Raw genomic sequence first — 2,319 nt, 5'->3', positions numbered from 1 at the left:
GCATGATCGCCCCCACCGCGTCGCTTCCGCCACGGCCCGGGGTGTGTGATCAGGGAAGCGGACAGTCCCTCCGCCTCCAGCAGCGCCGCCACCTCGTAGGGGTGGACGGCGGGGCCTATGCGGTCGGCGAGTTCGGCGGCGAGTTCACTGACCGCCTCCTCGTCGGGGACCTGCCGGGGCAGCCGGATGGCGAGCGTGGTGTCGTCGAGGGCCCAGCGCGGGTGGCGGCGCGGCGGGCGAGTGCCGGCCAGCCGGATGGCCAGCGTGTCCTGCTCCGCGCCCCCGGGTTCGAGGGACATCGGCCCGCTCACAGGGCGAGGCTTCCGGTGCCGTGGACAGCCGGCGCGGACATCCCGAACGATGGCACGGCCGTCAACTCCCGTTTCGGGTAGGCAAGTTCCAGATAGACGGACCGAAACGTGTCAATGGTCTGCCGGAGGGTGAACTGCTCGATGACCCGCAGCCGGGCCGCCTCTCCCATCGCCCTGCGCCGCCCGGGATCCCCCAGCAGCGCCAGCGCGGCCGCGGCCATCGCCGCCGGATCGCGCGGAGGCACCACCAGCCCGGTGTCACCGACGGCCTCGCGGACACCGCCCACGTCGGTGGAGACGGTGGCCCGCCCGCAGGACATGGCCTCGATCAGGGTGAAGGGGAAGCCTTCGCTGATGCTGGAGAGCATCACGACGTTCCCGGCGGCGTAGGCGTCCTTGATGTCGTCGACCCGTCCTTCGAAGGTGACGGCGTCGGCGTGCCCGAGCCCGGCGGCCAGGGCCTCGCAGCGCTCCCGGTAGGCCTCTCCGCCCCGCGGGGTCCCGCCGAACAATCGCAGCCGCGCGTGCGGGAGCCGGTCGCGCACGAGGGCGAAGGCCCGGATGAGGGTCTCCAGGTCCTTGATGGGGTCGACGCGGCCGGCCCAGCTGAGGGTGGGGGAGTCCGGCTCGGGCCCGGCAGCCGGGAACGCGGCGGGGTCGACGCCGTTGTAGACCGTGCGGATCGACCCCGGGTCCGCGCCGCCCTCCTCCTCCCACAGCCGGTTGTAGCGGTTGCCCGGTGTGATCAGGGCGGCCCGGCGATAGCTCTCCTGCGCGAGCAGCCGGAAGAACCCGAGGACCACGGCCTTCACCGGCCAGCGGTAGGGCGCGGTGCGGTAACCGAGGTAGCGCTCTCGCAGATAGACACCGTGCTCGGTCAACAGCAGGGGAACGCCGTGCTGTTCGAGGGCGGCGAGGCCCGGCAGGACGGCGACCCCGCCGCTCACCGCGTGCGCGACCCCGCTCTCAGGGGCCGGGGCTGCCAGTGGGCGCAGGGCGTGCTCCAGCAGGGCGGTCGCGGTGAGCGCGTCGTGCAGGGTCGGCCGCGCCTCGCGCACGGCGAGACCGGGGCGGTTCCACAGCGCGGTGAGGATCGCGATCGCCCGGTCCGCGCGCAGGAAGGGGCTCAGCGTCCCGTCCGACGCGGCCCGCGCCAGCACGTACAGGGCGGGCGCGAACCCGTCCTCGGCGCGCGGGTCGAGCAGCGCGGTCAGGAACCGCTCGTAAGCTGCGGCGAGTTGGTTGCGGGACCGGCCCCGGGGCGGGCGGCCCTCGGGCGGGGCGCCCCACATGGGGACGGACAGCACGCTGGAGACGTGCGCGGGCAGGTCCCATACGACCGGCTCACGTCCGGTGCCGGTGACGGCGATGACGTCGAAGGCCAGGTCGGGCATGCCCTGGACGAGTTGGTCGCACCAGACGCTGACGCCTCCGTGGCTGTGCGGGTAGGTGCCTTCGGTGAGCAGGGTGACGCGCGTCGCTCCGGTACGTCGCGCGCCCTGGGGAACGGGCATCGATGTGCTCCACGTCCGAGGTGTGGGGTCGTTCGGTACGGTCCTGGCCGCCGCGGGGCGGCCAGGACCTTCGGGTCGTGCGTGGATGCGCCGTTCAGCCCTCTGTGGTGCCACCCACCGGGTCGGTGACGCCCGTGGGGACACGGGTGTCCGGCGCGGGCTCGGTGGCCGGGGCTGTCACGGTGGCGGCGTCGGCGGCCGGAGCCGCGCCGGACGTCGGCAGGGTGAGAGTGAGCGGGGCACCCGTGGAGGGTGTCCAGCCGGACACCGACCCGGCGTAGGCCTCGCCGAACGCGGCACCGGCCAGCGTGGTGCCGGTGGGCAGGGTCGCGGTGACCGCGAGTCCGTTTGGCGCGTCGACGGTCACCGTGCCGCCGATGCGGTAGGCGGTGATCTCACCGGCTCTGTGTGCGGCCTGCCACTTCGCCCGGCGCTCGAGTTCGGCGCCGATGTCGCGCATCCGCAGGTTCACCACGGGCGTGTCGTCGGAGAAC

At 73.9% G+C, this 2,319-nt stretch carries 1 protein-coding gene and 2 pseudogenes; all 3 read right to left on the bottom strand.

Annotated features, from left to right (window positions below; all coding sequences use genetic code 11):
- Positions 1–311 (bottom strand): annotated as a pseudogene (locus ABZ281_RS46355) (hypothetical protein); the annotation flags it as partial.
- The gene (pelF, locus tag ABZ281_RS46350) at positions 308–1,825 is read right to left on the bottom strand and encodes a GT4 family glycosyltransferase PelF (RefSeq protein ID WP_356664523.1); all 1,518 of its coding nucleotides are present in this window, start codon (positions 1,823–1,825) and stop codon (positions 308–310) included. The pseudogene ABZ281_RS46355 and the gene pelF, both read right to left, overlap by 4 nt.
- Positions 1,826–1,919: 94 nt before the next feature.
- A pseudogene (locus ABZ281_RS46345) lies at positions 1,920–2,319 on the bottom strand (hypothetical protein); the annotation flags it as partial.

Source organism: Streptomyces sp. NPDC006265, assembly GCF_040613555.1.
Classification (GTDB): Bacteria; Actinomycetota; Actinomycetes; order Streptomycetales; family Streptomycetaceae; genus Streptomyces.
The sequence above is the reverse complement of the archived record's forward strand: the minus strand, read 5'-3'. Positions and strand labels throughout refer to the sequence as shown.

Coding starts and splice junctions, on each gene's coding strand:
- pelF (WP_356664523.1), bottom strand. CDS start 1,825: ATGCCCGTTCCCCAGGGCGCGCGACGTACCGGAGCGACGCGCGTCACC.